25 protein-coding genes, 1 other RNA gene and 1 pseudogene are annotated in these 22,908 nt (G+C 65.8%); 13 read left to right on the forward strand and 14 right to left on the reverse strand.

Annotation, left to right across the window (positions count from 1 at the left end):
* Positions 1–10: 10 nt before the first annotated feature.
* The 4 genes from rnpB to rsmI all read right to left on the reverse strand — a co-directional run bounded on the left by rnpB (position 11) and on the right by rsmI (position 2,776).
* Positions 11–391: RNase P RNA component class A (rnpB, locus tag GO615_RS08120), an RNA gene on the reverse strand.
* Positions 392–418: 27 nt separating this feature from the next.
* Positions 419–799, reverse strand: a complete 381-nt coding sequence (locus GO615_RS08125; RefSeq protein ID WP_339379982.1) for a hypothetical protein — start codon at positions 797–799, stop codon at positions 419–421.
* Between the two features lie 51 nt (positions 800–850).
* The gene (gene pyrC / locus GO615_RS08130) at positions 851–1,885 is read right to left on the reverse strand and encodes a dihydroorotase (protein WP_169126795.1); all 1,035 of its coding nucleotides are present in this window, start codon (positions 1,883–1,885) and stop codon (positions 851–853) included.
* Between the two features lie 69 nt (positions 1,886–1,954).
* Positions 1,955–2,776, reverse strand: coding sequence for a 16S rRNA (cytidine(1402)-2'-O)-methyltransferase (rsmI, locus tag GO615_RS08135; protein WP_169126840.1), 822 nt, complete (start codon positions 2,774–2,776; stop codon positions 1,955–1,957).
* Positions 2,777–2,813: 37 nt separating this feature from the next.
* Between rsmI and GO615_RS08140 the strand changes: the two genes are divergently transcribed.
* The 3 genes from GO615_RS08140 (at position 2,814) to GO615_RS08150 (ending at position 4,705) form a co-directional block, all read left to right on the forward strand.
* Positions 2,814–3,233: a YraN family protein gene (locus tag GO615_RS08140; RefSeq protein WP_169126796.1), complete on the forward strand. Its 420-nt coding sequence runs from the start codon at positions 2,814–2,816 to the stop codon at positions 3,231–3,233.
* 246 nt (positions 3,234–3,479) lie between these two features.
* Entirely contained in the window at positions 3,480–4,073 is a 594-nt protein-coding gene (locus GO615_RS08145) for a phosphoheptose isomerase (RefSeq protein ID WP_169126797.1), read from the forward strand.
* Positions 4,073–4,705: a BON domain-containing protein gene (locus GO615_RS08150; RefSeq protein WP_169126799.1), complete on the forward strand. Its 633-nt coding sequence runs from the start codon at positions 4,073–4,075 to the stop codon at positions 4,703–4,705. The genes GO615_RS08145 and GO615_RS08150 overlap by 1 nt, the downstream gene beginning before the upstream one ends.
* 117 nt (positions 4,706–4,822) lie before the next feature.
* Here the strand turns inward: GO615_RS08150 and mpl are convergent, their stop codons facing one another.
* Positions 4,823–6,181 (reverse strand): UDP-N-acetylmuramate:L-alanyl-gamma-D-glutamyl-meso-diaminopimelate ligase, encoded by a 1,359-nt coding sequence (gene mpl / locus GO615_RS08155; protein WP_169126801.1) that lies wholly within the window; start codon positions 6,179–6,181, stop codon positions 4,823–4,825.
* A 166-nt stretch (positions 6,182–6,347) separates the two neighbouring features.
* Here mpl and GO615_RS08160 point away from each other — a divergent pair, with 166 nt between their 5' ends.
* The 8 genes from GO615_RS08160 to GO615_RS08195 are packed head-to-tail and all read left to right on the forward strand — an operon-like array spanning position 6,348 to position 12,333.
* Positions 6,348–6,890, forward strand: coding sequence for a hypothetical protein (locus tag GO615_RS08160; protein ID WP_210148130.1), 543 nt, complete (start codon positions 6,348–6,350; stop codon positions 6,888–6,890).
* Positions 6,891–6,902: 12 nt separating this feature from the next.
* A complete protein-coding gene (locus GO615_RS08165; RefSeq protein WP_169126805.1) occupies positions 6,903–7,454 on the forward strand; it encodes a TlpA family protein disulfide reductase in 552 nt (183 codons plus the stop codon).
* Positions 7,455–7,511: 57 nt separating this feature from the next.
* Positions 7,512–8,003 carry a type II 3-dehydroquinate dehydratase gene (aroQ, locus tag GO615_RS08170; protein ID WP_169126807.1) on the forward strand — a complete coding sequence of 164 codons (492 nt, stop codon included), beginning with the start codon at positions 7,512–7,514 and terminating at the stop codon, positions 8,001–8,003.
* 51 nt (positions 8,004–8,054) lie between these two features.
* Positions 8,055–8,504 (forward strand): acetyl-CoA carboxylase biotin carboxyl carrier protein, encoded by a 450-nt coding sequence (accB, locus tag GO615_RS08175; RefSeq protein WP_169126809.1) that lies wholly within the window; start codon positions 8,055–8,057, stop codon positions 8,502–8,504.
* Positions 8,505–8,514: 10 nt separating this feature from the next.
* Positions 8,515–9,876, forward strand: coding sequence for an acetyl-CoA carboxylase biotin carboxylase subunit (accC, locus tag GO615_RS08180; protein WP_169126811.1), 1,362 nt, complete (start codon positions 8,515–8,517; stop codon positions 9,874–9,876).
* A gap of 19 nt (positions 9,877–9,895) precedes the next feature.
* A complete protein-coding gene (prmA, locus tag GO615_RS08185) occupies positions 9,896–10,804 on the forward strand; it encodes a 50S ribosomal protein L11 methyltransferase (RefSeq protein ID WP_169126813.1) in 909 nt (302 codons plus the stop codon).
* Complete coding sequence (locus GO615_RS08190; RefSeq protein WP_169126815.1) at positions 10,804–11,922, forward strand: zinc-ribbon and DUF3426 domain-containing protein; 1,119 nt, start codon at positions 10,804–10,806, stop codon at positions 11,920–11,922. Before prmA ends, GO615_RS08190 begins: the two co-directional genes overlap by 1 nt.
* Before the next feature lie 18 nt (positions 11,923–11,940).
* Positions 11,941–12,333: a diacylglycerol kinase gene (locus GO615_RS08195; protein WP_169126817.1), complete on the forward strand. Its 393-nt coding sequence runs from the start codon at positions 11,941–11,943 to the stop codon at positions 12,331–12,333.
* Positions 12,334–12,348: 15 nt separating this feature from the next.
* Here the strand turns inward: GO615_RS08195 and GO615_RS08200 are convergent, their stop codons facing one another.
* The 3 genes from GO615_RS08200 to GO615_RS08210 all read right to left on the reverse strand — a co-directional run bounded on the left by GO615_RS08200 (position 12,349) and on the right by GO615_RS08210 (position 14,357).
* Complete coding sequence (locus GO615_RS08200) at positions 12,349–12,825, reverse strand: outer membrane lipoprotein (RefSeq protein WP_169126819.1); 477 nt, start codon at positions 12,823–12,825, stop codon at positions 12,349–12,351.
* Complete coding sequence (locus GO615_RS08205; RefSeq protein WP_169126821.1) at positions 12,819–13,754, reverse strand: carbohydrate kinase family protein; 936 nt, start codon at positions 13,752–13,754, stop codon at positions 12,819–12,821. Before GO615_RS08205 ends, GO615_RS08200 begins: the two co-directional genes overlap by 7 nt.
* Before the next feature lie 192 nt (positions 13,755–13,946).
* A complete protein-coding gene (locus GO615_RS08210) occupies positions 13,947–14,357 on the reverse strand; it encodes an HIT family protein (protein ID WP_169126823.1) in 411 nt (136 codons plus the stop codon).
* Positions 14,358–14,476: 119 nt separating this feature from the next.
* Here GO615_RS08210 and GO615_RS08215 point away from each other — a divergent pair, with 119 nt between their 5' ends.
* Positions 14,477–15,235, forward strand: coding sequence for a GNAT family N-acetyltransferase (locus GO615_RS08215; RefSeq protein WP_169126825.1), 759 nt, complete (start codon positions 14,477–14,479; stop codon positions 15,233–15,235).
* 95 nt (positions 15,236–15,330) lie between these two features.
* Positions 15,331–16,071, forward strand: coding sequence for a lysophospholipid acyltransferase family protein (locus tag GO615_RS08220; RefSeq protein WP_246262194.1), 741 nt, complete (start codon positions 15,331–15,333; stop codon positions 16,069–16,071).
* A gap of 40 nt (positions 16,072–16,111) precedes the next feature.
* Here the strand turns inward: GO615_RS08220 and GO615_RS08225 are convergent, their stop codons facing one another.
* From GO615_RS08225 to GO615_RS08250, 6 genes and pseudogenes are all read right to left on the reverse strand, one after another.
* Entirely contained in the window at positions 16,112–16,909 is a 798-nt protein-coding gene (locus GO615_RS08225; protein WP_169126829.1) for a symmetrical bis(5'-nucleosyl)-tetraphosphatase, read from the reverse strand.
* Between the two features lie 205 nt (positions 16,910–17,114).
* The gene (locus GO615_RS08230) at positions 17,115–19,004 is read right to left on the reverse strand and encodes a polysaccharide biosynthesis protein (protein WP_169126831.1); all 1,890 of its coding nucleotides are present in this window, start codon (positions 19,002–19,004) and stop codon (positions 17,115–17,117) included.
* A gap of 142 nt (positions 19,005–19,146) precedes the next feature.
* Complete coding sequence (locus GO615_RS08235; protein WP_339379983.1) at positions 19,147–20,172, reverse strand: MraY family glycosyltransferase; 1,026 nt, start codon at positions 20,170–20,172, stop codon at positions 19,147–19,149.
* Positions 20,169–21,113 carry a UDP-glucose 4-epimerase family protein gene (locus GO615_RS08240; protein WP_169126833.1) on the reverse strand — a complete coding sequence of 315 codons (945 nt, stop codon included), beginning with the start codon at positions 21,111–21,113 and terminating at the stop codon, positions 20,169–20,171. The genes GO615_RS08235 and GO615_RS08240 overlap by 4 nt, the downstream gene beginning before the upstream one ends.
* 323 nt (positions 21,114–21,436) lie before the next feature.
* Positions 21,437–21,724, reverse strand: a pseudogene (locus tag GO615_RS08245) (type II toxin-antitoxin system prevent-host-death family antitoxin); the annotation flags it as partial.
* A 185-nt stretch (positions 21,725–21,909) separates the two neighbouring features.
* A complete protein-coding gene (locus GO615_RS08250) occupies positions 21,910–22,788 on the reverse strand; it encodes a glycosyltransferase (protein ID WP_339379984.1) in 879 nt (292 codons plus the stop codon).
* Positions 22,789–22,908: the final 120 nt, after the last annotated feature.

Here is a 22,908-nt window from a genome sequence, read left to right on the forward strand (position 1 = left end):
TCGGCGGAAAAAGGGAAGTTCGCCGATAAGCCGGGTTTTGTCGAACGACCGCGACCTTCGCCGCAGCCGCCGGGCAATCATTCCTCTGGGGGCCGTGTTGCCACGACTCTCTAGCAGCCTACCCGGGAGCAGCGCGAGCCACGCCATTGCTCCCCTATTTGGCCTTGCCCCGGATGGGGTTTACCGTGCCAGTCCTGTCACCAGTCCTGCGGTGGGCTCTTACCCCACCATTTCACCCTTACCTGTGCCTGCGAACAGGCCATCGGCGGTTTGCTTTCTGTTGCACTTTCCGTCGCCTCGCGGCGCCCGGCCGTTAGCCGGCATCCTGCTCTGCGGGGCCCGGACTTTCCTCCACGCACACGAGGTGCGCAGCGATTGCCTGGCGAACTTCCCGCTGCCGATTATACGCGACGCGCGCTCACCCGCCCGCGGGAATGAAGGTCGCCACGCCGTCCTTGAAGCGGAAAGTGCCGAGCGACGCCCCCGGCGCCGCGCCGGCGGCGTTGTCCCAGTCCTGCACCTGGCACTTGTCGGTCCCGACGAGGTACCAGCGCTTGCCCTGATGGAGCGCCCACAGGCGCTCGCCGGCCTCGAACACTTCCATCGGTGTCAGTTCGGTTCCGTCCGGGTGGATCGGAACGCGCTTCTGGCAGTGCGGCAGACGCGACGCGATCACCGCCTGGTTGACGGTGCCCTGCCAGAAATAGGGCTTTTCGCGCACCAGGATCAGGGCATGCTGGCTACCCTCGATCATGAAGGCGGTGGCGCTGTTCTCGCACGCCGCAAGCATGGGCAACATCGCCAGCGCGGCAATTGCTTTTGTCCGGGCTCTCGGCATACAGTCTCCCGATCAGAGCAGACGCCAGGCGACGGTCTCGCCGGCACGCAGGGGTACCAGCGGATCGCCAGCCAGATATTCGTACGCGGCCGGAACCTCCCACACCTGCTTTGCCAGCGTGATGCGGTCGGAGTTGGGCGGCAGGCCATAGAACGCCGGGCCGTTGAGGCTCGCGAACGCCTCGAGGCGGTCGAGCGCACCGGCCTGCTCGAAGACCTCGGCGTACAGCTCGATTCCCGCATGCGCGGTGTAGCAGCCCGCACAGCCGCAGCCGGCCTCCTTCGTCGAGCGCGCATGCGGCGCCGAGTCGGTGCCGAGGAAGAACTTCGCGCTGCCGGAGGTCGCCGCCTCGACCAGCGCGCGCCGATGGGTTTCGCGCTTGAGCACGGGCAGGCAGTAATGATGCGGACGGATGCCGCCGGCGAAGATCGCGTTGCGGTTGAGCAGCAGGTGGTGCGCCGTGATCGTCGCGCCGACCGTGTCGCCCGCCGCCTTCACGAAATCGGCGGCATCGGCGGTGGTGATGTGCTCGAACACGACGCGCAGCCCGGGGAAGCGCTGCGTCAGCGGGGCGAGTACGCGCTCGATGAACACCTGCTCGCGATCGAAGACATCCACGTCGCCCTGCGTCACCTCGCCATGCACGCACAGCACCATCCCGACGCGCTCCATGCGCTCCAGCACCGGCCAGACCTTCTCGATCGCGGTGACTCCCGCATCGGAATTGGTCGTCGCGCCCGCCGGGTAGAGTTTCGCCGCCACCACCGCGCCGCTCGCCTTGGCGCGGTCGATCTCGTCCGGCGCCATGTTGTCGGTGAGATAGAGGCTCATCAGCGGCTCGAAATCGATGCCGGCCGGCACGGCCGCGCGGATGCGCTCGCGGTATTCCAGGGCCTGCGCCGTCGTCGTCACGGGCGGGCGCAGGTTGGGCATGATGAGCGCGCGACCGAAACGCTGCGCCGTGTGCGGCACGACGGCCGCAAGCGCTGCGCCGTCACGCACGTGCAGGTGCCAGTCGTCGGGGCGGATGAGGGATAAGGTGTGCATGGGGCTCCAGGGTCGGGATGCAGGCGCCTCGGGTCGCGCCAATCGCTCGCGCCGATTATATATGCAGGCTCAACTGCCCTTCAGCTCCAGCGCTCGCGCGTACAGCAACTTGCGCGGCGCTCCGGTGATGTCCGCCGCAAGCCGCGCCGCGCTCTTGACCGGCAGTTCCTCCAGTAACAGCGCGAGGGTTCGCTCGGCATCCGGCGGCAACCCCTCCACCGCGGGAGCCCCGGACACGATCAGCACGAACTCACCGCGACAACGGTTCGGATCGGAGGCCAGCCACGCCGGCGCCTCGCCCAACGGCATGCGCGCGATCTGCTCGTAGATCTTCGTGATTTCGCGCGCGATGACGATGTCGCGCGAGGACTCCAGCACCGCCGCGAGGTCTTCGACCGATTCGGCGATGCGGTGCGGCGATTCGTAGAACACCAGCGGCACCTCCTGCGCGCGCAATTCCTCGATGCGCGCGCGGCGCGCGGCCTGCTTGGCCGGCAGGAAGCCGACGAAGCGGAAGCCGTCGTCAACGAATCCGGACGCGGACAGCGCCGCGACTGCCGCACAAGGGCCGGGCACGGGCACCACGGGGAAGCCCGCCTCCCGCACCCGCGCGACCGCCCGCGCACCGGGATCCGAGATGGCCGGCGTGCCGGCATCGCTGATCAGCGCCACGTGCTGCCCCGCCTCCAGCATCCGGATCACCTGGCCGACGGCGGCCTGCTCGTTGTGTTCATGCAGAGGGAAGAGGCGGGAACGAATCCCCAACGCATCGAGCAGACGCTGGCTGTGGCGCGTGTCCTCGGCGGCAATGGCACCGACCTCGCTCAGCACAGCCTGCGCACGGATGCTGATGTCCTGGAGATTCCCGAGCGGCGTAGCCACCACATACAATGACGGCGTACTTGAAAGCGGAGACGGACTGGTCGACATGGACATCGGGGAGCGCAGCAAAAGGGAAGGCATTGTCGGGCGGCCGGCGCCTCGCACGCAAGCACGCGGCAAGGCCGGCGAGGAACTGGCCGAGCGATTCCTCGCCCGCCGCGGCCTCACTCCGCTCGCCCGCAACGTGCGTTGCCGCGGCGGCGAAGTGGATCTCGTGTGCCTGGACCGCGGCACCGTGGTATTCGTCGAGGTGCGCCTGCGCAGCAATCCCGGCTTCGGCGGCGCCGCAGCGAGCATCACCGCGACAAAGCGCCGGCGCGTCGTGCTGGCGGCACGCTGGTGGCTCGCGGGCGCCGGTCGGCGCTTCGCACAAAGCCCCTGCCGCTTCGACGCGGTGCTGATGAGCGCGCTCGACGAAGCGTCGGTGGAGTGGTTGCGCGGCGCGTTCGACGCCGACGCATGGTAAGCGTCTGTAAGGAAACCCGCCGCTGCGACGCCCGGCACGGCACACTTGCGCGCACGGCCAGGGCAGGGCTTTGTGTGGGAGCGGCTTCAGCCGCGAATGGCAGTATCAAATGCTGCATGGCCGATTCGCGGCTGAAGCGGCTCCCACAACAATATTGCCACCTGCGAGTGGATAGGCGGCCACGGCGGGGCCGGAGTCCGCCTCGTGCTAGACTTTTGCCCCCGACAGAAGCGACCCGAGCCCCTCATGGATCTGATTCACCGCATCTCCCGACAATTCGAAGACAGCGCCCGCACCAAGCTCGACGCGCTGGAGGCGCTGGCGGCCCCGATCGCAGGAGCCGTGGAGATCATGACCGGCAGCCTGCTCAACAACGGCAAGATCCTCGCGTGCGGCAACGGCGGTTCGGCTGCCGATGCGCAACATTTCGCCGCCGAGCTGGTCAACCGCTTCGAGATGGAGCGCCCGCCGCTCGCCGCCGTGGCACTGACGACCGACACCTCGACACTCACCTCGATCGCCAACGACTACGACTACAACCAGGTGTTCTCCAAGCAGGTGCGCGCGCTGGGACAGCCGGGCGACGTGCTGCTGGCGATCTCGACCAGCGGCAACTCCCCCAACGTCATCGCCGCGATCGAGGCCGCCCACGAACGCGAGATGCGCGTCATCGCGCTGACCGGCAAGGGTGGCGGCAGGATGGGGGAAATGCTCGGCGACGGCGACATCCACCTGTGCGTACCCGCCGACCGCACGGCACGCATCCAGGAAGTTCATCTGCTCGTCCTGCACTGCCTGTGCGACGGCATCGATTGTCTGTTACTCGGAGTTGAAGACTGATGACCAACAAGACCCTCCAAGCCAGCCGGCGCACCCTGCTTCTCGGCCTGGGCGCCGCGGCGACGCTGCCGCTGCTGCAGGGCTGCTTCCCGCTAGTCGCGGGCGGGGTCGGTGCAGGGGCCGCCATGGTGGCCGACCGCCGCACCTCGGGCGCCTACGTCGAGGACGAAGGCATCGAATGGCGCACCTCGAGCGCCCTGAAGGACCGCCTCGGCGACGCCGTGCATATCAACGTGACGTCCTTCAACCGCAACGTGCTGCTGACCGGCGAAGCCCCCACCGAGGCGCATCGCGCCGAGGCAGAGCGGGTGGCGAGCGGCATCGCCAACGTCAAGGGTATCGTCAATGAGATTCAGGTCGCCGGCACCTCGTCGCTGACCTCGCGCGGCAACGACTCGCTGCTCACGTCGAAGGTCAAGGCACGCTTCGTCGATTCGGCGCAGTTCAGCGCCAACCACGTCAAGGTCGTCACCGAGGCGGGTACGGTATTCCTGCTCGGCATCGTGACGCGCCGCGAGGCGGACGCCGCAACCGAAGTAGCCCGGCGCACCGACGGTGTGCGCAAGGTCGTCAAGGTGTTCGAGTACATCACCGACCAGCAAGCCCGCCAGCTCGAAGGCAAGAAGGACTGAGTTCCGGAACGGGCGTTTGCCCTTCGCTGTGGGAGCGGCTTTAGCCGCGAATGGGCGCCAAACCAGGCGGAAATGCCTGATTCGCGGCTAAAGCCGCTCCCACAGCAACGCCGTCCATCACCCGCCCCGGCGGGAGTGCAACGCTGCCAGCAGCTTGTCGTGCACGCCGCCGAAACCGCCATTGCTCATCACCAGTACGTGATCGCCCGGGCGGGCCTCGGCAACCACCGCCGCGACCAGCTCTTCCAGAGAATCGAAGGCGCCGGCCCGCTCGCCCAGCGGCGCGAGCGCTTCGCTCGCATCCCAGCCCAGACCGTTCGCGTAACAGAAGACGCGATCGGCCAGCCCCAGGCTTTCCGGCAGGCGACTCTTCATCACACCCAGCTTCATCGTGTTCGAACGCGGCTCGAGTACCGCGAGGATGCGCCCCTGCGGCTCGCGCTTGCGCAGCCCCTCGACTGTCAGGGCGATCGCCGTCGGATGGTGGGCGAAATCGTCATAGACGGTGATGCCTTCCACCCGGCCGCGCACTTCCATGCGGCGCTTGATCCCCTCGAAGCGCGCGAGGCTCGCGATGGCCTGCACCGGCGTCACGCCGACATGGCGCGCCGCGGCGATGGCCGCCAGGGCGTTGCTGCGATTATGGCTGCCCGACATCGGCATCGCGACGCGCCCCAACTCCTCGCCGCGCAGCCGGAACACCGCCTCGGCCTCCTCCACGCCCGGCTCGACCGCCCACTGCGCCGCGTCGCCGAACCATTCCAGCTCCGACCAGCAGCCGCGCGCGAGCACCCGCTTCAGGCTCTCTTCGCCGGCATTCGCGACGATGCGTCCGGATGCGGGAATCGTGCGCACAAGATGATGAAACTGGGTCTCGATCGCCGCGAGGTCGGCAAAGATGTCCGCGTGATCGAACTCGAGGTTGTTGAGGATCGCCGTGCGCGGACGGTAATGCACGAACTTCGAGCGTTTGTCGCAGAACGCCGTGTCGTACTCGTCCGCCTCGATGACGAAGAAGGGCGAATCGGTGAGGCGCGCCGACACGCCGAAGTTGCCCGGCACGCCGCCGACCAGGAAGCCGGGATTCAACCCCGCATCCTCCAGCATCCACGCGAGCATGGAGGTCGTCGTGGTCTTGCCGTGCGTACCCGCGACGGCCAGCACCCAACGCCCCTGCAGCACATGCTCGGCCAGCCATTGCGGCCCGGAGACATACGGCAGCCCACGCTCGAGGATGGCCTCCAGCAACGGATTGCCGCGCGAGATGGCATTACCGACGACGAACACGTCGGGCGCGAGATCGATCTGCGACGCATCGTAGCCTTCGGTCAGGCCGATGCCCTGGGCCTCGAGCTGGGTGCTCATCGGCGGATAGACGTTGGCGTCGCAGCCGGTGACGGTGTGCCCCGCGGCGCGCGCAAGCAGCGCCACGCCGCCCATGAAGGTGCCGCAGATTCCAAGGATGTGGATGTGCATCGAAACTCCGGGACTGACGGACCGCTGCAATGTGGCTGAAACCGGTCCGTGTAGAATGGTGCGCATTCTACACGGACCCTCAGCCGGACTCGCGACCATGACTTTCCGCGCGCCCCCATCCCGCTCCGCAAGCCTGAGGCGTGAAATCGCCGCCGCAGCGGCCCGCATGATGGCCGAAGACGGCATCTCCGACTTCGGCTTCGCCAAGCGCAAGGCCGCCCGCCAGCTTGGCGCCTCGGACACCGATTCGCTGCCCAACAACGCCGAGATCGAAGCCGAACTGCGCGCCTGGCAATCGCTGTATCAGGACGAGGAGCAGGCCGAACGCCTGCTCGAGATGCGTCGCGCGGCGGTCGGCGTGATGCGCCTGCTGGACGAGTTTCGCCCCTACCTCACCGGCGGCGCCCTCGACGGCACCGCGGGCCGCTACACCGAGGTCGATATCGAGCTCTTCCCGGAAAGCGCCAAGGAAGTGGAGATCTTCTTCCTCAACCAGGACATCGCCTACGAACACCGCGAACCGCGCCGCCCCGCGCCGCATGCGCCCGAGGCCATCCTCAGCTTCGACTGGGAACAGGTGCCGATCCGCCTCTCGATCTATCCGGCCGACTCGGAACGCTCGAACCGGCGGCACGCCGAGCGGGCACGCCTGCCGGCGGTCGAAGCGCTGCTCGCGCAGGACCGCAGCGAACCCGAGCCGGTGCGCTGAACCGGCGGCAACATGAAGCCAGTCGTCCGCAACACCCTGATCCTCGCCGTCGCGGCAGCGGCAGGGCTCGCCGGCCAGTTCGCCCAGCGCGCCTCATCCCCCTCGACCCCGGCGACGCCCCAGGTCGCACGGGAGGCCGGAGCCCCCATCCTCGCGCTGAACCTGCCCGACAGCAGCGGCCAGCCCCAGGCGCTGTCGCAATGGCGCGACAAGGTGCTGGTGGTCAATTTCTGGGCGACCTGGTGCCCACCCTGCCTGCGCGAGATCCCGGACTTCGCAGCCGTCAGCCGGCGTTTTGCCGAGGCGCCGGTACAATTCGTCGGCATCGGCATCGACCAACCCGACAACGTGCGCAGATTCGCCGAGGAGCACAAGGTCCCCTACCCACTCCTGATCGCCCCGCTGCAGACGCTGGCCATCACGAGCGCGCTGGGAAACACGTCCCAGGCGCTTCCATTCACCGCGATCTTCGACCGGCGGGGAGAACTGGATTTCGTGAAGCTGGGCACCTTGAACGAAGCGGAACTTGAGGGCAAAATTCGCGCACTCCTCGCTTCGCAGTGAGCCGCGCGATGCGCTTTCACTGGACAAAGTGCAGCGATCTGCGGCAAACTTGCCGTCATGACGCGCTCAAAACGCAGCAAAACCACCGAGGCTCCGCCGCCTCCGCAGACCCGCGTTCTGGTTCTGCACGGCCCCAACCTGAACCTCCTCGGCACTCGCGAACCTGATGTCTACGGCCGCACCACGCTGGCCGACATCCATTCCGCGATGGATGCACGCGCACGCGCCGCCGGGGTCGTCGTCGAGTCCTTCCAGAGCAACCACGAAGGCCAGCTCATCGACCGCATCCAGGCAGCGGCGGCGGAAGCGGTGGACTACATCATCATCAACCCGGCCGGCTACACGCACACCAGCGTCGCCCTGCGCGACGCACTGGCCGCGGTGGCGATTCCCTACGTGGAAGTTCATCTGTCGAACATCCACACACGGGAACCGTTCCGGCATCACTCCTATTTTTCCGATCGCGCAATCGGCGTGATCTGCGGACTGGGCGCGTACGGCTACATGGCCGCACTCGAATTCGCCCTCACGCAACTGCGGAAAGACTAAACACAAAACCCCTCTGGCGGCCCCAGGGCGCCGCATTGTCCGGAGAACAGCATGGATCTGCGCAAGCTGAAGAAACTGATCGACCTCGTCCAGGAATCGGGCATTTCCGAACTGGAGGTCACCGAGGGCGAAGAAAAGGTACGCATCGCCAAGCACATCGCCGCCCCCTCCGCGCCTGCCTACATGCCGGCGGCACCGATGGCGGCGCTGGCCGCGGCTCCGACCACCAATGTGGTCGTCGCGCCGGTCGCCGATGCGCTGCCCGACGGCAACGTCGTCAAGTCGCCGATGGTCGGCACCTTCTACCGCGCGACCGCGCCGGGCGCGAAGCCGCTCGCGGACGTCGGCCAGAACGTCGCGGTCGGCGACCGCCTGTGCATCATCGAGGCGATGAAGCTCATGAACGAGATCGAGTCGGAATTCGCCGGCACCATCAAGGCGATCCTGGTCGAGAACGGCCAGCCGGTCGAATACGGCCAGCCGCTGTTCGTCATCGCCTGATCGGCACGCCATGTTCGAAAAAATCCTGATCGCGAACCGCGGCGAAATAGCCCTGAGGGTGCTGCGGGCCTGCCGCGAGCTCGGCATCCGCACCGTCGCCGTACACTCGGTCGCGGACACCGAGGCCAAGTACGTGAAGCTCGCCGACGAGTCGGTGTGCATCGGCCCCGCCGCTTCGGCGCAGAGCTACCTCAACGTCCCGGCCATCATCTCGGCAGCTGAAGTCACCGACGCCGAGGCGATCCACCCGGGCTACGGCTTCCTGTCGGAGAACGCCGACTTCGCCGAACGGGTGGAGCAATCCGGTTTCGCCTTCATCGGCCCGCGCGCGGAAACGATCCGCCTGATGGGCGACAAGGTCAGCGCCAAGGACGCGATGAAAGCGGCCGGCGTCCCCTGCGTGCCCGGCTCCGACGGCGCACTGCCGGAAGAACCGAAGGAGATCGTCAAGATCGCACGCGCCGTCGGCTACCCCGTCATCATCAAGGCGGCAGGCGGCGGCGGCGGGCGCGGCATGCGTGTCGTGCACACCGAGGCGGCCCTGCTCAATGCCGTGCAGACGACCCGTGCCGAGGCGCAGGCGGCGTTCGGCAATCCCGTCGTGTACATGGAGAAGTTCCTCGAGAACCCGCGCCATGTCGAGATCCAGGTGCTCGCCGACGAGCACGGCAATGCCGTGTACCTGGGCGAGCGCGACTGCTCGATGCAGCGCCGCCACCAGAAGGTCATCGAGGAAGCCCCCGCCCCCGGCATCGACCGCAAGGCCATCGCCAAGGTCGGCGAGCGCTGCGCCGAAGCCTGCCGCAAGATCGGCTACCGCGGCGCCGGCACCTTCGAGTTCCTGTACGAGAACGGCGAGTTCTACTTCATCGAGATGAACACGCGCGTGCAGGTCGAACACCCCGTCACCGAGCTGATCACCGGCATCGACATCGTGCAGGCCCAGATCCGCATCGCGGCCAACGAGAAGCTGTGGTTCGGCCAGAAGGACATCGTCTTCCGCGGCCATTCCATCGAGTGCCGGATCAATGCCGAGGATCCGTTCAAGTTCACCCCCTGCCCCGGCAAGATCACCAACTGGCACACGCCGGGCGGCCCGGGCATCCGCGTCGACTCGCACGTCTACAACGGCTACACGATCCCGCCGCACTACGACTCGATGATCGGCAAGCTGATCGCCTACGGCGACACGCGCGAGCAGGCGATCCGCCGCATGCGCATCGCGCTGTCGGAGATGGTCGTCGAGGGCATCAAGACGAACGTGCCGCTGCACCAGGAACTGATGCTTGACGCGCGCTTCATCGAAGGCGGCACCAGCATCCACTACCTGGAGCACAAGCTGGCCGACCGCAACGAAGTGAAGAAGAGCTGACGAGCCGGAGCCGCCGCGCATGTGGATTTCCGTGACCCTGCAGGCCGAGGCGAAGAAGGCCGAGGCGCTGTCCGAGGCGCTGATGGAGGCTGGCGCGCTGTCCATCAGCATCGAGGACGCCGACGCCGGCACCGACGCGGAAAAGCCGCAGTTCGGCGAGCCGGGCCATCACCCGGTGGGCCTGTGGGACCACAGCCGCGTGATCGCGCTGTTCAGCGCCGACGCCGACCTCACGGTCGCCCTGGCACAGGCAGCCGCCGACGCGGGCTTCGACGCGGTACCGCCCTTCACCCTGGAAGAAGTCGCGGAGCAGAACTGGGTGCAGCTGACGCAAAGCCAGTTCGACCCGATCCGCATCACCGACCGGATGTGGATCGTGCCGTCCTGGCATACCGCACCCGATCCGGACGCGATCAACATCGAGCTCGACCCCGGCATGGCCTTCGGCACCGGTTCGCATCCGACCACGCGCCTGTGCCTCGAATGGCTGTGCGATGCGGTCGCACCCGGCGCCAGCGTGCTCGATTACGGCTGCGGCTCGGGCATCCTCGGCATCGCTGCGGCGAAGCTGGGCGCCGCCGACGTGCTGGGCGTCGATATCGACGACAAGGCACTCGAAGCCGCGCGCGACAATGCCGAGCGCAATGACGCGACGATGCGCCTGCAACACTCGCGCGACGCGCTCGATGCGCAGTTCGACGTCGTCGTCGCCAACATCCTGACCAACCCGCTGTGCGTGCTCGCGCCGCTGCTGTCCACACGCGTGGCGCCCGGCGGACGCATCGCGCTGTCGGGCGTGCTCGACACCCAGACCGATCAGGTCATCGCCGCCTACGCCCCCTTCATCGCACTGCGCGTCGGCGCGACACACGAGGGCTGGGCGCGACTGGAAGGCTCCCGGCCCGCCACCGGGGCCGGCATCGCCTGATGCTCGCCCGCTGCCCGGCCTGCCACACGGTATTCCGGGTGCGGAGCGAGCAGCTGCGCGCACACCACGGGCAGGTGCGCTGTGGCAGCTGCCTGGTGCCGTTCGACGCGCTGGACAACCTGATCGAGGAGATCGTCCCTCCTGCCTCTCCCAGGTCGCCCGAACCGGCACCGGACCGCTCCGATCGCTTCTTCGTGCTGGAAGACAAGGCGACCGACACGCTCTCGGACCAGCTCGACTTCGAACTGCCCGACGCGCTCGTCCCGCAGCGTGCGGCGCAGCGCGATGCAAACGAGCCGCGACAGGAACCCGAGGAACGCACGCCTGCTCCGACCGAACCTGACAGGCCGCAGCCCGAACCCGAACACCCGACCGAGGAAGCCTCCCGCGCGCCCGCCCCCCATGACAGAGACCCGTTCTGGCGCGATACCGATCTTCGGGAGGAGACGGATCCCGCCGCGGAAGCGCCTCCGGACACCCTGCTGGGCAGTTTCGCGTCACCAGACCGGATCGAACCGGGAACCCCGACGCCAGCACGCCCCAAAGAGGATTTCGCTGCCGAGGAATCCCCGCCTGCACCCGCCGACACAACGACGGATTCCGCTGACGATTTTGCCGACTACGCAGCGCCGGCTCCCCCGCCTGCCCGCCGGGCGCTCACGGGCCTTGCCGTCGGGCTGCTGAGCGGCATGCTCGCGGCACAGTTGCTGTATCTGTTCCGCACCGATGTCGCGCGGGAATGGCCATCCCTGCGACCCGCGCTGGTGAAGGCGTGCGACGCCCTGGGCTGCACCGTCGAACTACCGCGCATTGCCGGCCTGATCAGCGTCGAATCCTCCGACCTGCAGTCCGAGCCGGGCAAGACCGCCCGATTCGTGCTGAACGCGACGATCCGCAACCGCGCGCCCCATCCGCTGGCCTGGCCGCACCTCGAACTCACGCTGACCGACGCGCGCGACCGCCCTCTCGTCAGGCGCGCACTCGCGCCGCAGGAATGGTTCCCGGGCGCCGACCTCGCACAGGGATTCGCTGCCGGACGCGACATTGCCGTAACCCTGCCCTTTGCGGCGGATGGACTGGGCGCAACCGGATACCGGATCTACGCCTTCTACCCCTGACCCTTACGCGACACCCCCATGACCCAGCCGCACCGCGAGCATCATGAAAGCCCCTTTAAGGGCAAGACCGGGCTCACCCGACTGTTCAACGCCCTGCGCTACTCGCTCGACGGACTACGCGCCGCCTTCAAGCACGAAGATGCTTTCCGGCAGGAATGCATCCTCGCCGCGATCCTCATCCCGCTCGCGCTGTTCATGCCGGTCAGCGGCGCGGGCAAGGCCCTGCTCATTGGCAGCGTACTGTTCCTGATGATCGTGGAGTTGATCAATTCCGCGATCGAAGCGACCGTCGACCGGGTCTCCCTCGAACGCCACCTGCTCGCCAAGCGGGCGAAGGACATCGGCAGCGCCGCCGTCCTTCTCGCGCTCGTCAATCTTGCCTGCGTGTGGGGGCTGGTCCTGCTCGGCTGATTCTCCGGGGGGCGTTCAGCGCGTCACGCGCGTGGTCGATCCGTCGCGCACGATGCGGACCGAATCACCGGCACGGAAATCCTCGCCCTTGTCGTCCTGGACCACCGCCATGAGCTGATTGTTGTCGAGCCGGACGGTGACCTCGACGCCCTGAGAGCGCGTCGCACCTTCCTCGATCGCGGAGCCCGCAAGGCCGCCGGCGACCGCACCGATCACCGTCGCGATCGCCGCACCGCGCCCTTCCCCGATGCCGCTGCCCGCAATACCGCCGATCGCCGCCCCGCCGAGCGCGCCGATGGGAGTCTTGGTTCCCTCGAGTTTCACGTAGCGAACCGATTCGACCACGCCGTACTGCACCGTCATCGCCCGACGCGCCTCGCCGCGCGAATACGTCTCGCCACCCAGTCCGGTGGCACAACCGCCCAACCCGAGCCCCAACACAACCATCGCAAATGCCGCCGCAACGGCACGCTGCCTCGTACCCATCACCATAGTGCCTCTCCAAATGCCTTCGCGTAACGCGCGCCGATCTCGGCGCGATCCGGCGTGTGATTCTGTCCGCCCCGGCTGGCGATCTTGATCGATCCCATCAACGACGCCAAGCGCCCGGTCCGCGTCCAATCGTAAGCTTCTGCAATTCCGTACAGCAGACCCGCCCGATAGGCATCGCCACAACCGGTCGGATCGACCACTTCGTCGGGCGGCACGCAGGGAATCTCGATGCACCGCCCTTCCGCATAGATGCGCGAACCCTCGGGCCCCAGCGTCACGACCAAGGCCTCGACGCTTTCCGCCAACTGCTCCAGGGAACGCCCGGTCCGCTCGCACAGCAGACGCGCTTCGTAATCATTGACCGTGCAATAGGTGGCCTGGTTCAGGCAGTGGAGCAACTCCTCGCCCGAAAAGAGCGGCATGCCCTGGCCGGGATCGAACACGAACGGAACGCCCGCAGCGGCGAACTGTGCGACATGGTTGAGCATGCCGTCTCGGCCGTCCGGCGACACGATGCCGAGCCTCACCCCGTTCGCGTCCTGCACCCGGTTGAGGTGCGAGTGGTTCATCGCACCGGGGTGGAAAGCCGTGATCTGGTTGTCGTCGAGATCGGTGGTGATGAAGGCCTGCGCGGTGAAGCTCTCCGGCACGTGCCTGACGTGATCCTGGCGCAGCCCGAGGCGCTGCAGGCGCTGGCGATACGGCTCCGCGTCATCCCCCACCGTCGCCATGATCAGCGGATCGGCCCCCAGCAGTTTCAGGTTGTATGCGATGTTCCCGGCGCACCCGCCGAACTCGCGCCGCATGTCGGGCACGAGGAAGGACACATTCAGGATGTGGATCTGTTCGGGGAGGATGTGGCGCTTGAAACGATCATGAAACACCATGATCGTGTCGTAAGCCATGGAACCGCAGACGAGAATGGACATTCGGGAACCCGGGTCGGAAAAATCCCGCCATTATAGGGTGCCGCACAAATAATCCGCGGCGCAGCGTCGGTCGTCTCCTGTGGGAGCGGCTTCAGCCGCGAATCGGCGTTATCGCTCGCTGAGCGGCCCATTCGCGGCTGAAGCCGCTCCCACACCTCCACACCCCAACACCCTCACACAACCGCTCCGACGCTACAGCACCGCGCGCAGCTTCGCCGCCATCTCTTCCAGCGCCTCGCGCGAAGGGTTCTTCGCCGGCCACGCCAGCGCCATGCCGTCGTCTTCCCAGCGCGGCAACACGTGGATATGGAAATGGAACACCGTCTGCGCGCCGGCCTTCTCGTTGGCCTGGAAGAGCGTCACCCCCTCGCAGCCGAAGGCCTCCTTCACCGCACGGGCCATGCGGGCGGCAGTGCGGAACACGGCGCCGGCCAGTTCGTCGTCTAACTCATAGATGTTCGCGCGGTGCGGCTTCACCACCACCAGCATGTGCCCCGGATTCACCGACTGCAGATCCATGAACACCACCGTGGCCTCGTCTTCGAACACCCTGGAGGCAGGCAACTCCCCCTTCACGATGCGGCAGAACACACAGTTATCCATCAACTCCCCCTAAACATACCGAACAGAGCTTCGTCACCCCATCGTAACGCCCTCGTCATGGCGCCGCAACGCAGCATTTCGACAATGCGCCACACACGCCTGAACGAGGAATTGCCTCCATGCTCCAGAAACAAGCACAGATCGCCGAACGGCGCGGACGCAGCCTGCACGTGGGGCTGGCCACCTGCGAGACTGAAATTCTCGAAGCGCAGAAACTGCGCTACCGCGTCTTCGCCGACGAGATGGGCGCCCGCCTGCCCAGCCGCACGCCGGGCGTCGACCGCGACATCTACGACCCCTACTGCGAGCATCTGATCGTGCGCGACGAGTCCGCCGGGCGCATCGTCGGCACCTATCGCATCCTCTCGCCTGCGGCCGCGCGCAAGGTCGGCGGCTACTACTCGGAAAACGAATTCGACCTCACCCGCCTGCACCACCTGCGCAGCCGCATCGTCGAGATCGGCCGCTCGTGCATCGACGCCGACTACCGCAGTGGCGCGGTCATCGCCCTCCTGTGGGGCGGCCTCGCCCGCTACATGCAGGAGAATGGCTACGACTACCTGATCGGCTGCGCCTCCATCAGAATGGCCGACGGCGGACACACCGCCGCAAGCCTGTACAATCAGCTCAAGGAAGAACACGCCTCGCCGCTCGAATACCGCGTGTTCCCGCGCTGTCCGCTGCCGCTCGAACACCTGCGCTCGGATCTGCCGGCCGATACGCCGCCGCTGATCAAGGGATACCTGCGCGCCGGCGCGTGGATCTGCGGCGAACCTGCATGGGATCCCGACTTCAACACCGCCGACCTGCCCATCCTGATGCCGATGACCAAGGTGGACGGCCGTTACGCCAAACACTTCATGGGACGCAAAGACTGAATTCCGCAGCCCCCTCCCCCGCCGCCCGGCCGACGGCCGGGCCGCTCGTCCGGTCCTGGCGCTACCTGCGGCTCGCCCTGCACATCGCCCAAGGCTTGCTGACGGTCCTGGCGGCCTATCCGCTGACCGAGATATCGACGCACCGTCACCTGCGCCGGCGCTGGTCGCAACGCCTGCTCGCCATCCTCGGCGTCGAGCTGCGAACGAAGGGTACCGCGGTGCAGCCGGGCTGCATGCTCGTCGCCAACCACATCTCGTGGCTCGACATCTTCGTCATCAACGCGATCGCACCGTCCGCCTTCGTCTCGAAAGCCGAGGTACGCGCCTGGCCGCTCATAGGCTGGCTCGCGGCAAAAAGCGAGACCGTGTTCCTGCGACGCGGCAGCCGCGGTCACGCGAAGATCATCAACGCCGAGATCGGCGCCCTCCTCGACGCAGGACGCAACGTCGCGCTTTTTCCCGAAGGCACGACCACCGACGGCAGCCATGTCCTGCACTTCCACGCTGCCCTGCTGCAGCCGGCGATCGAATCGGGCCATGCGATCCAGCCGATGGCGATCTCGTATCACCACCCGGACGGCTCTCCGTCCCGCGCCGCCGCCTACGACGGCGATCTCACGCTGGGTCAGTGCATCGCGAACATTATCACCACGAAAGGACTCGTCGCCGGACTGTACGTGGGAGCGCCACTCGACAGCCGGGGCATCCACCGTCGCGAACTCGCCAAAAGCGCGCGCGAGGCGATCATGGCGGCCACCGGCATCGCCGAGAGGAAGCCCGAACAGGAAGCGGCTGGCGCAGGCGCGGGGCACGAGCAGCCGGCCACAGTCGGCTGATGCCCGCGCCCCGGGAGGGGGGGCTGCGATTACCCGCAGCCTAGGCTTGTACTTGAAACACCGCACCGTCCTCGAGCCGCACGGCAGTGAGTTTTCCGCCCCACACGCAGCCCGAATCGAGAGCGATGAGACCAGGCATGCGGTAGAACCCCAATGCCGACCAGTGGCCGCACACGATGGTGTGCGTAGTGCTCCGCCGCCCCGGCACCTGAAACCACGGCATCGTCCCGGTGGGAGCCTTCATCGGCGGCCCCTTCGCCTGCAGCGCCATGCGGCCGTCGGTTGCGCAGAAACGCATCCGCGTCAGCGCATTCACGATCACCCGGTAGCGATCCCAGCCCACGAGCTCGTCCGACCAAGTCTCCGGCTCGTTGCCACCCAAGTGCAGCAGCAAATCGTTCGCCGCCGGCCCCGCCAGCACCTCGCCCACTTCGACTGCGAGCTGCTGCGCCCGCGCAATCGTCCAGCCGGGGAGCATTCCCGCATGCACCATCGCGAACTCGCCCTCGACGTGCACCAGCGGACGGCTCGCCACCCATGCCAGCAGTTCGTCGCGATCCGGCGCCTCCAGCACCTGGAACAAGGTGTCGTCGTCATCGAGCCGCTTGTGGCCCGCACCGACCATCAGCAGGTAAAGATCGTGATTGCCCAGCACGACCGTCGCCGCCTCGCCCAGTCCGCGCAGGAAGCGCAGCGTCTGCACCGACTCGGGGCCGCGATTGACCATGTCGCCGACCACCCACAGGCGATCGACTGCCGGGTCGAATGCAATCCGCTCCAGCAGGCGCTGAAGCACCGAGTAACAGCCCTGGATGTCACCTACCGCGTAGATCGCCATCGGAATTCGGGCGCATCGCCGACATCACGGAACGGACACGCCACAACCTGAATGAGATCGCGACATTCTATCCCGTGGGAGCGGCTTCAGCCGCGAATCGGCATGCGGTCGGCTGACAAGACTGTGGTCGCGGCTGAAGCCGCTCCCTCAGAAACTTTCGCCGAGAAAAGAAACGTCGTTATCTGGAGGAACCAAGACGTTGTAATTACGCCCGGTCGCCGACGCGCGCCAACTTGCTCTCGCTCTCAACGATGCGCAATGCAGGCCGCCCGCCCATCGGGACATATTCCGGCACCCAGCGCAGCAAGGCACGGCGCACCTCGTCGTCGCCGAGGCAGTCCTTCTGCGCGAACAATCCCGCCAGCTCGGCAAGGAACGATGACGCTGCCGGCACGGAGCGCGCAATCCGCAGCTTCGGATGCGGGGTCTCGCGCGTTTCCTCGCTATCGGCCAACAACTCCTCGTACAGCTTCTCGCCGGGGCGCAAGCCCGTGAATTCGATCCGGATCTCCTCTTCCGAGTAACCCGATAGCCGGATCATGTTGCGCGCGAGATCGACGATCTTCACCGGGTCGCCCATATCCATGACGAAGATCTCGCCGCCCTGCCCCATCGCCGCGGCCTGCAGCACCAATTGCGCCGCCTCCGGAATCGACATGAAGTAGCGATTGATCTCCGGATGGGTGACCGTAATCGGTCCGCCCCGGGCGATCTGCTCCTGGAACTTCGGAATCACGCTGCCGGTGCTCCCCAACACATTGCCGAAGCGCACCATCTCGAACTGCGTTCCGGGGGCGCGCTGGTGCAATGCCTGACAGACGAGTTCCGCCAGACGCTTGCTCGCCCCCATGACATTGGTCGGGTTAACCGCCTTGTCGGTCGAGATGAGGATGAAGCGCTCCGCCCCGTGACGCTGCGCCGCCTCGCCGACGCGCAAGGTGCCCAGCACGTTGTTCCGCACCGCCTGCCAGGCGTTGGCCACTTCCATCAGCGGCACGTGCTTGTACGCGGCCGCGTGGAACACGACCTCGGGGCGCCAAGCAGCAAACACCTCGGCGAGACGCGCTGCATCCTTGACGTCGCCGGCAAGGGGAACAACGTCGATTCCCGGCGCGTGACTGGAGAACCACTGCTCGACGTTGTATAGCGCGAACTCGTTCAGCTCATACAGCACCACGCGACGCGGCGCGAATCGCGCCAACTGGCGGCACAACTCGCTACCGATGGACCCCCCGGCCCCGGTGACCAGCACCACCTTGTCCCTGAGCATCGCCTCGACGTGCGGCGTGTCGATCCACACCGGCTCACGCCCCAACAGATCCTCGATATCGACGCGACGAATTGAGGACACCGCAACGCGCCCAGCCATCACGTCTTCGAGACCCGGGACCGTAAAGACCTTCGCCCCGGCGCGCACGGCAAGATCGGTTGCCGCACGCCGGACCTTCGTGGCTGCCGACGGCATGGCCAGGATCACATGCTCGACGCGTTCACTCACAAGGATTTCAGGCAACGCATTGACCGGCCCGAGCACCGGCAGCCCGAGAAGCTCACGCCCCCACTTGTCCGCATCGTCGTCGACCAGCCCGATCACCCGCCAATCCGGACTGCGCTGAAGTTCGCGCAGCAACATCGCCCCGCCACGCCCAGCACCGACCACCACCACCGGCTTGCCCTTCGCGATCAGGCCTCCGTAGAGCCGATGCTCCTTCCACATGCGGTAAGCCGCGCGCCCGCCCGCCATGATCAGGACGAGCAGCATCGGATAGAGGATCAGGGTCGAACGCGGCACCCCGGGCGTCGCCCGATACAGCGCCACAAACGCCCATACGGCGAGGGAGGAAATCGCTACCGCGCGCAACACGCGCGCCAGGTCGGGCAAGCTCGCGAACACCCAGATGCCGCGATACAGGCCGGCCCGAGTGCACGCGACCGCATGAACGGGCAGCAGGACGAACAAGCCCCATGCGATCTGCGCTCCGTATTCCGCGGGCCACTCGAAGTTGAAGCGCAGAAAGTAGGTCGACACCCACGCCGCACATGCGGCAAGCAGGTCAAACAGGAGGACGAGGGCGGAACGGCTCAAGCGCTTCATTCTGAACGGCTCCTCCTGACGAAGTTGAGGTACGTAGCAATGCCGTTTGCGATTCTAGCGGATATCCGTCGCAACTTTCCGCAATGCAACATTCAGGAACAAGACAAGTACCCAAAAAGAGCAACGACGGCAAAGCTTGGCGTCAGTGCTTCGAGATGTCCGGTTTTCCTGCCCCCAGAGCGATCGCTGCGCCAAGCAAGGGAGCATATGCTATTCCAATCCCCACGACTCCATCAAGCAATCCTGCGCCGACGCACAAGGCAATCGGCAGCAGCCAGAAGATGTTGATGGCGCCGACGCTCAGGGTCACCGGCAGATGCCCCCCCCACCGCCGGCTCGCGCGTTGGTAAGCATGGCTGCGGTGCGCCTCATACACACGCTCGCCCCGAATCAGGCGTCGCAACAGCGTCCACGTCGCGTCGACGATGAACACGCCGAGCAGGATCAGCCAACTCCAGAGCAGGGCCGGTGACACCGTGGCCGCCTGCAGCGACAGGGTGGCGAGCACGATGCCCAGGAAACCGCTGCCGGCATCGCCCATGAAGATCTTTGCTGGCGGGAAGTTCCAGACGAGGAACCCTACAACCGCAGCCGCCAGCAGCAAGGGCTCGGCCATCAAGTCTGCGCGTCCGACAAACCCGTAGAGAACAGCCCCTCCTGCGCAGACGGAGATCGCCTCGACACTGGCGATGCCGTCGATACCATCCATGAAGTTGTACAAATTCAACAGCCAGACGAGATAGACCGCCGCAATCGTCGCTCCAAACCACCCCAACTCCACTGAGGCGCCGAACCAGTCCAGCGGCGGAGCGCCGCCGAGCCACGCGAGCACCCAGGCGGCTGCAACAAAATGGGCGAGGAGACGCCAACGCGCCGCCAGGTGACGATGGTCGTCCACGAACCCGACCACGGCGACCAGGGCACCGGCCCCGAGAATCGCCCATGAGCCCCCCGGCTCCGCGCGCGCCGTGATCGTCAAGGCGAACACCGCACAGAGAAAGCTCAGCACGATCGCGACGCCGCCGCCGCGCGGAGTGGGAACCGAATGGGAGCTACGGGCGTTGGGTATGTCCATCAGGCTCCGCGCCAGCGCATAGCGCCGCAAGCCCCAGGTCATCAGCCCCGCCGATACGACAACGACGGCGATCAGCCACGCAAGACCGATCACGCCCGAAACCCCTCCGCTGCCCGCCGCAAACCCTCATCCACACCAATCGGCGGACACCAGTCCAACGCCTCGCGCGTGGTCGCGATATCCACCTGAAGATTTCCGCACAGCCTCTGGAAGAGCGCGTTCCTGCCGGTCATCTTCGCCCCAGCATGCAGAGCCCACACCGGAACGGGAAACAAGCGTGCAGACACGCCGATCGCCGCAGCCAGTCGGCGCAGCAGCTCACTCGTCGAAAGATCCATATCGTCGGACACCAGAAATGTCCGGTTCGCCGCAGCGGGATGATCAATACAGGTCACAATCAGATCCACAAGATTGTCGAGCGCTACGAACGAGCGGCGATTGTGCTCGACCGCGCCCAGCGGCAAGGGCACACCCAATCGCAGCCAGCGCATCATGTTCAGGAAGTTTGCCTTCACCCCCGGCCCGTAAACCAGCGGCGGGCGGATGATGACGACCTCCATACCTGTTGCGGCTGCAAGGGCCTTCAGCCCAGACTCAGCCTCGGCCTTCGACATGCCGTAAGGGTCCAGCGGCGAGGGCCTGTCATCGGAGGTAAAGGGCCGCCCCGGTGCTGTCTCCTCACCATTGACCTTGATCGAACTGATGAACACGAAGCGCCGCACACCCGCAGCTGCGGCCTGCCGGGCGAGATTCACGGTTCCCTCGACGTTCGCGGCACGATATGCGTTCAGAGGGTCGGACGCCGAGTCGCGCATCACGTGGACGCGCGCTGCGGTGTGCACGACGACAGCACAGCCCTGCAGCAACTGCGACCAGTCACCAACGCCCTCGAGGGCAGGGCCACGCACGCAGTCGCCGACAGGCACCGCGCGGCGCACCACGCCCAGCGCCGGCAACTGGGAGTGACGCAATCGCGCAAGCACTGCAGAGCCGACGAAGCCGCTCCCGCCGGTCACCAGTGTGTGCGCCGTCATGTATTGCTCCGTGCTTCAAGTACCCGAATAATCGGGCGGATACTTCCGCGCGGCATGAATAAGGTTCAATACCATCACAGCGCCATCTCCCACATGAACGATAGCGATGTACGGAAGGCGGCTGACAACTAATCGCGGGTACCGGGAACACGGCCCGGTCGGGCGCGCTCAGGAAACGTCTCGAGGGAGCCAACCTGCTCCCCGATTCTGGAATACACAGATTCGGCGACCCCGTGGCCAACCTTTTCCAGGTAGTAGAGCAGAACGTCTTCGAGGTCGCGCTATGCCTCATCGACACATTCGACTTTGAACATGCGTCGCCGTCACGCAGGGGTGGACTTCACCTTGCGCTTAACGCGCTCCCACACACGGGACGTCACTGCATCATGCGGCGCGACCTTTGGCGTACCTTCCTTGAACGCTTCGAGCGCGCGCCCAACCTTGGCCTGTAAGCACTCCTCGTAACCGGGTTCCTTTTGCATGAACATTTCCGGGATGAGTGTATCCGCTGCGTCTTCAATCGAGATCATGAAACCCACAGGCCGGTTGTTCTTTGTGACCAACACGGGCTCGCGACACATGGTGTCGAGCAATTCCCCGAAGTGGGTTTTCGCTTCGCGGGCGTCATGGTCTTCATGAGCGTACCTTTTGCAGGCTTACAGGCTTACAGGCTTACCCGAACATTGTAATCACTATGCTTCGTTTTCCAACACAACACGTCCTAGTCTGCAGAAGTGGGCTCTGCCTAGGCGCGCATGGAACGTTGGATGCTTACTGAATTATTTCACCATCAAATTCAACATCCAGCAACCTCTCGGTACAGCGCAGCGTATTCGCGCCCCAGCGCATCACCGGAGAATAGGCGCTCGTAGCGCTCCCTTGCCGCCAGCCCCATGCGTACCACCAGCGCCTCATCCGCAAGCAATCGGTTCATGGCATCCGCTAGAGCGGCAGGCTTCGCTGGCTCGACGACAAGCCCGGTTTCGCCATTGGCATTGACGAACGTAGTGCCGGTGCCGATCTCGCACGAAATCATCGGCACTCCCAACATTGCAGCTTCGACCAACACCATGCCGAACGCCTCCGAACGCAGGTGCGATGAAAGTACCAAGGCACGGCTTTGACGCAGCAACGCCACCTTCTCCTCAACTGAGACCTGGCCCGCGAGAACCACGTTGCGTACACCGAGGGCCTTCATCAGCACACGAAGCGCCTCATCCTCGGGGCCGGAGCCCGCAATCACGACTTTCGCGCCCACTCGCAAAGCGGCTTCAAGCAGAAAGTGCAGGCCCTTGTAATAGCGCAACACGCCAATGAACAGAAAGTACGGTTCGTCCCGGGCGATGTTCAGCCTGTGCAAGACGCGCTCGTCGCCATCACTTGGATAGGACTGTTGATCGATGCCGAGCGGAATGACCCTGACCAATTTCTGAACGTCTGGTGCCGAAAGCGTTTCACTCGTCCGGGCATAGGCTGGCGAGGTTGCCACCACCGCGCTCATCGACCTCAGCATCCGCATCATCAGCGGGCGATAAAGGGCACCGAGAAATCTCTGGCGAACGACGTCGGAGTGGTAGGTGAGCACCGACGGCGTCGCACGCCCTTGCGACAAATGCATTACATCGGCGAACGGCCAAGGGAAATGGTAGTGAATGACGTCGGCAGCCTTGGCCACCGGAGTTCGACAGCTAATCGCGTAACTATCTGATTTATCAGAAGTCGACGTTCAAAAATGCCACTACAAGAGCGTCAGCTGCTCCGGCGTAGTCGGTTTCTTGATGCGAAGTGCATCGAG

It is taken from the genome of Aromatoleum evansii (assembly GCF_012910805.1).
Taxonomy (GTDB): Bacteria; Pseudomonadota; Gammaproteobacteria; order Burkholderiales; family Rhodocyclaceae; genus Aromatoleum; species Aromatoleum evansii.